This is a genomic window from Dyella tabacisoli, assembly GCF_003350925.1.
GTDB lineage: Bacteria > Pseudomonadota > Gammaproteobacteria > Xanthomonadales > Rhodanobacteraceae > Dyella_C > Dyella_C tabacisoli.
Map to the genome: position 1 here is coordinate 201,811 of NZ_KZ857181.1, position 6,000 is coordinate 207,810.

Annotated in this window: 2 protein-coding genes (1 of these 2 only partly in view); both read left to right on the forward strand. The window is 63.7% G+C overall.

Going from position 1 to position 6,000, the window contains the following annotated elements:
- Positions 1-3,131: the end of a non-ribosomal peptide synthase/polyketide synthase gene (locus DVJ77_RS17575; RefSeq protein ID WP_162791553.1), read on the forward strand. It extends 24,673 nt beyond the left edge of the window; only the last 3,131 of its 27,804 coding nucleotides appear in the window; its start codon lies off the left edge, out of view; its stop codon occupies positions 3,129-3,131.
- The coding region (locus DVJ77_RS17580; protein WP_114846829.1) for an amino acid adenylation domain-containing protein at positions 3,112-6,000 on the forward strand (2,889 nt) is incomplete at its 3' end. The genes DVJ77_RS17575 and DVJ77_RS17580, both read left to right, overlap by 20 nt.

A 6,000-nucleotide genomic window follows, 5' to 3' on the forward strand; every position in this document is an offset into this window, starting at 1 on the left:
CGCTGGACATGCTGGTGGCTTTGTTGGCCGTACTCAAAGCCGGCGCCGCCTACCTGCCGCTGGACCCGGATTATCCGAGCGAGCGTCTGGCCTACATGCTCGACGATGCACGCCCCGTGCAAATGCTTACTCACCAGGCATTGCATGCCACGCTGCCGGTATCGTCGACGCCGATGCTGGCGCTCGATGACCTCGATACGGCCGCGTTACTGCAAGCGCAGCCCATCGCCAATCCGCCGCTGCGCGCTCGACCCGAGCACCGCGCCTATGTGATCTATACCTCCGGCTCCACCGGCAAGCCCAAGGGTGTGCTGATCTCGCACCAGAACGTGATGAGTCTGTTCGATCTCACCGAGGCGGACTTCGGCTTTGGCGCCCAAGACGTGTGGACGCTATTCCACTCCTATGCGTTCGACTTCTCGGTATGGGAAATCTGGGGCGCGCTGCTGTATGGCGGCCGTCTGGTGGTCGTGCCGCGCACGGTGGCGCGTTCCTCCAGCGAATTCCTGCAGTTGCTGGTCGATCAACAGGTCACCGTACTCAACCAGACGCCATCGGCGTTCTATCAGTTGATTCAAGCCGATGCGGAACAGCCCGCGCTAGGCGACCGACTAAGCTTGCGCACGGTGGTGTTCGGCGGCGAGGCGCTGGATCTACGTCAGCTACAGACGTGGTACGCGCGCCACGCCGAGGACGCGCCGCGCTTAATCAATATGTATGGCATCACCGAGACCACGGTGCACGCCAGCTATATGCCGCTCAATCGCGGCATGGCAGAGCAAGCCGCCGGCAGTCTGATCGGCCGGGCGACCGCGGATCTGCAACTGTATGTCCTGGACGATGGCTTGCAGCCGGTGCCCGTTGGCGTAAGCGGTGAACTGTATGTGGCCGGCGCCGGTCTGGCGCGTGGTTATCTGCAGCGACCGGGTTTGACGGCGACGCGCTTCGTGGCCAATCCGTTCACGCCGGGCGAACGCCTGTATCGCTCGGGGGATCTGGCGCGCTGGCGTGCCGACGGCGTGCTCGACTTCCTCGGTCGCGCTGACGAACAGGTCAAGATCCGCGGCTTCCGCATCGAGCTGGGCGAAATCGAAGCGGCGTTGCGCGGGTTGCCTGGGGTTAGCCAGGCACGGGTGATCGTGCGAGAGGATCGGCCGGGTCATAAACAACTGGTCGGTTATGTCGTAGCCGAAGCTGCCGAACATGGATCCAACGGAAGTGAAAGCGCCAGCGAGATGGCTGCGTTGCGCACGCAGCTAAGCGCGAGCCTGCCCGATTACATGGTGCCGGCGGCGCTGGTGGCGATTACCGCTTTACCGCTGACGGCTAACGGCAAGCTCGATCGCCGCGCGTTGCCCGCACCGGATTTTGCTCCCAGCAGCGCGCGTAGCCCTCGCAACGCTACCGAAGAGATTCTCTGCGCGCTGTACGCCGAGGTGCTTGGGCTGGAACGGGTGGGCCTGGAGGACAGCTTCTTTGCGATCGGCGGCGACAGCATCAGCTCGATTCAACTGGTCAGCCGCGCACGCAAACAAGGTCTGGCGATCTCGCCGCGACAGGTCTTCCAATACCCGCAAGTGGAGGCACTGGCCGCGGTGGCCGTGCCGGTACAGGAGATCATGGCGACGGCGGACGAAGCCGCCGTCGGTGCGTTGCCGGCGACACCCATCATCCACTGGTTTCTTGAACAAAGCGGCCCGCTGGATCGCTTCCACCAATCCATGTTGTTGCAGGTGCCGGCACTGCAAGAAGATCAACTTGTCGCCGCCGTGCAGGCCCTGCTGGATCATCACGACGCCTTGCGCATGCGCGTAGGGGCCGATCGCCAACTGCATATCGATCCGGCCGGCAGCGCCGCCGCATCACAGCGGCTACTGCGCGTCGACATCAAGGGGCTGTCGCCGGCCGAGCGCGAAGCCTGCATGCGCAAACATGCACTGGCGGCGCGTAATCGACTGGAGCTGGCGAGCGGTCGCGTGTTCGAGGCGGTCTGGTTTGATGACAGCAGGTCTGACGGTAGCGGGAACTCCCGCCTGCTGCTGATGATTCATCATCTGGTGGTGGACGGTGTCTCCTGGCGCATCCTGGTGCCTGACTTACAGGCCGCCTGGCAAGCCGCGCATACGGGCCAGCCGATAGCGCTTGAACCGGTCAGCAGTTCGTTCCGTCACTGGGCCATGCAACTACCGCGTGTCGCCAACACGCGTCGGGACGAGCTGCCGTTGTGGACCGCGATGTTCAGCGGCGACGATCCGCCACTAAGCCAACGGCCACTCGACCCGCGGCGCGACACCCTGGGCACGCAGCGTGTGCTGAGCCTGCGCCTGGAAACATCCGTGACGCAGTGCCTGTTGACGCAGGCCCCCGAACGCATCCGTGGGCGGATCAACGACGTATTGCTTACCGCCTTCGCCCTCGCGCTGATCGACTGGCGCGAACGGCAAGGCCTGGGGTGCAGCGCCCATGTGCGTTTCGATCTTGAAGGCCACGGCCGCGAATTGTTGGTCGAGGGTGCCGACCTGTCGCGCACGGTGGGCTGGTTTACCAGTCTGTTCCCGCTGCAACTGGATCTATCCGCACTGAATGCCTCTACGCCGGGCTCGGCTGCCGCACTAGACGATGCGACGTTGGAGCGCGCACTCAAACAAGTAAAGGAACAACTGCGCCAGCTACCGGATCAAGGCGTCGGCTACGGCCTGCTGCGCTATCTGGATGACAGCGGCCGTGCCGCGCTGGCAGCGCAGCCGACACCGCAGGTCGGCTTCAACTACCTCGGTCGCTTTGCCGCCGCGCAAGGCCGCGACTGGGGTGCGTCCGCCGATACAGCGGCGCTGGGCGGTGGCGGCGACGACGCACAGTCGATAGCCCATGTGCTCGATCTCAGCGCCATGACCGAAGACGGCGCGGACGGTCCGCAGCTATGCGCGAACTGGATCTGGGCCGGCGAACTGCTGGATGAGACAGCCGTACACGAGCTGGCCCAAGGCTGGTTCGCGATGTTGCGACGAATCGCCAGCTATGCCGAGGGCTCTGACAGCGCTGCGCTGACGCCTTCCGATGTGCCGATGGTTTCAATCGATCAGGCCGATATCGAATTCTTGGAGTCGCTTTATGCAAAATCCGCAGATTGAAGACCTGTTGCCGCTGTCTCCGCTGCAGCAGGGCTTTCTGTTTCACGCGCTCTACGACGAGCAAGTGCAAGACAGCTATGTCGTGCAGATGGTGTTCGCCTTCGACGGCGCATTGGACGCCGTAGCACTGCGGACAGCGGCCAAGGCATTGCTGCAGCGCCATGCGAATTTGCGCGCCGCCTTCGTCTACGAGCGCGTCAAAGAGCCAGTGCAATTGATCCTGCGCTCGGTCGAACTGCCCTGGCAGGAGATCGATCTTGCCGGCACCTCGTTCGCCGAGCGCGAAATCGCGTACGAGCAGTTGCTGCGACAAGATCAGGACCAGCGCTTCAACTTGAGCAAGGCGCCGCTGCTGCGCTTTACCCTGGTGCGCCTGGGCGAAAAGCAGCACCGGCTGATCTTCACCCATCACCATATCCTGCTGGACGGCTGGTCGATGCCGATCCTGCTGCAGGAGCTGTTTACGCTTTATCGCAGCAACGGCGATGCCGGCGGACTTCCCAAGGTCACGCCCTATCGCGACTATCTACGCTGGCTGGGCGCGCGCGACAAAGGCGCGGCGCAGACCGCATGGCGCGAAGCGATGGCCGGCATCGACGAGCCGACTCGCCTGATGGCGGCAAACACCGCGGCAGCCGCGGCGGAGATTTTCCCGCATGCACTGTCAGCGCCGGTGAGTGCGCGGCTGATGCAGCAGGCGCGCACTGCCGGGGTCACGCTCAATACCTTGATCCAGGCGGCATGGGCCATCTTGCTCGGCCATCTGACACGGCGCGACGATGTGCTGTTCGGCACAACGGTTTCGGGACGGCCGGCGGAGCTGCCGGGCGTCGAACAAATGCTTGGCCTGTTCATCAATACGCTGCCCGTGCGCTTACGCTTGCGTCCTGATGAATCGCTGCGCGCGTTGCTTGCGCGGCTACAGCAACAGCAATCGGCATTGCTCGAATACCAGTATTTGGGCTTGACCGAAATCCAGCGGCTGTCCGGCCACGGCGAACTTTTCGACACCCTGGTGGTGTTTGAGAATTACCCCGTCAGCACGGATAACGCCGATACCAGCGGCACGCTGCGTACCCGCATGCACAGCCATCGCGGTGGCGATACCTCGCATTATCCGCTGGGCCTGGTCGCGGTACCGGGAGCCCAACTGAAACTCAATTTCAGCTATCGCCCGGACGTGTTCTCTCTGCTCCAGGTGCGGCGCATCGCCGAGCGCTACGCGCGCATTCTCGATGCGTTCGCCACCGATCTCGATCGGCCCGTGGGCCGCATCGAGCTGCTCGACCCAAGCGAGCGCCGGCCATGGCTCGATGGGAACGCCACCGCACAGCCGGTCGACGAACTCTGCCTGTCCACACTGTTCGAACAGCAGGTCGCGCGCAGCCCCGCCGCCATCGCGGCGATTTTCGAGGATCAACGCCTAAGCTTTGCCCAGCTCAATGAACGCGCCAACCGGCTCGCCCATCTGCTGATTGCCGATGGTGTCGGCCCCGAAACACTGGTGGCCGTCGCCCTGCCGCATTCGCTGGATCTGATTACCGCCTTGCTTGCCGTACTCAAGGCCGGTGGCGCTTATCTGCCGCTGGATATCGAGTATCCCGCCGACCGTCTCGCCTTCATGCTCGAAGACGCTCGACCGATCTGCGTACTGACCCGCAGCGATATCGCCACCGCCTTGCCCGCCGGAACATCTCTGCGCTGCCTCGATGATCTCGATACGCTGGAACGCCTGGTACACAGCCGCGCCGGCAACCCCACCGACGCCGACCGCCTGCAGCCGTTGAGCGTGCTGCACCCGGCCTACGTCATTTATACCTCCGGCTCCACCGGCAAACCCAAGGGCGTTGTCGTAGCGCATCGCTCCGCCGCCTATTACTTCGCCTGGAGCAAGCATGCTTACTACGGCGACCAAGGCAACGGTTCGCCGACCACGCTGTCGGCGACGTTCGACGGCAGCGTCACCTTATTGTTTGGGCCGCTGCTGGCCGGACAGCCATTGACCTTGATGACCACCGGCGTGGATTTCTCCGCGCTCGGCGCAGAGCGCAACCCGGCCGGCTATGAGCTGCTCAAGCTCACCCCAGCTCATTTGAAGCTGCTCAATGCCAGCCTGGCAGCAGACGCGCCGGCACCGGCCAAGACCTTGCTGCTCGGCGGCGAAGCCCTGGTCCCCAGTGACCTGGCGTTCTGGCAAGAGCGTTATCCCGATGTGCGGCTTATCAACGAATTCGGCCCCACCGAAGCCACCGTTGGCTGCTCCACCTATGAAGTCGTCGAGGATATGCGCAACGCCGTCGGGGTTCCCATCGGCAGCCCGATCTGGAACACCCGGCTGTACGTACTGGACGATGCGCTACGGCCGTTACCGGCAGGAATGGTCGGTGAGCTATATATCGCCGGCGCCGGACTGGCGCGCGGTTATCTGAACCGCCCCAGCCTGACCGCCGAACGCTTCGTCGCCAACCCATTCACACCCGGCGAGCGCATGTACCGCTCCGGCGATCTGGCTAGTTGGCGCGATGATGGCCTGCTTGAGTACCACGGGCGCATCGATCATCAGGTAAAGATCCGCGGCTTCCGCATCGAGCTGGGCGAAATCGAAGCGGCGCTGGCTCAGGCGGGCTATCCGCTTAATGCGGTAATTGCACGCGAGGCGCATGCCGATCAAAAACAGCTAGTGGCCTATGTGGTCGCCGCACAGATCGATGTCGCCGCGCTGCGCATGCAACTGAGCGAACGGCTGCCCGATTACATGGTGCCGGCGGCCTTCGTCAAACTCGACGCACTGCCGCTCACCCCGAACGGCAAGCTCGACCGCAAAGCCCTGCCCGCACCGGATTTCACGCCCACCAGCACGCGCGCACCG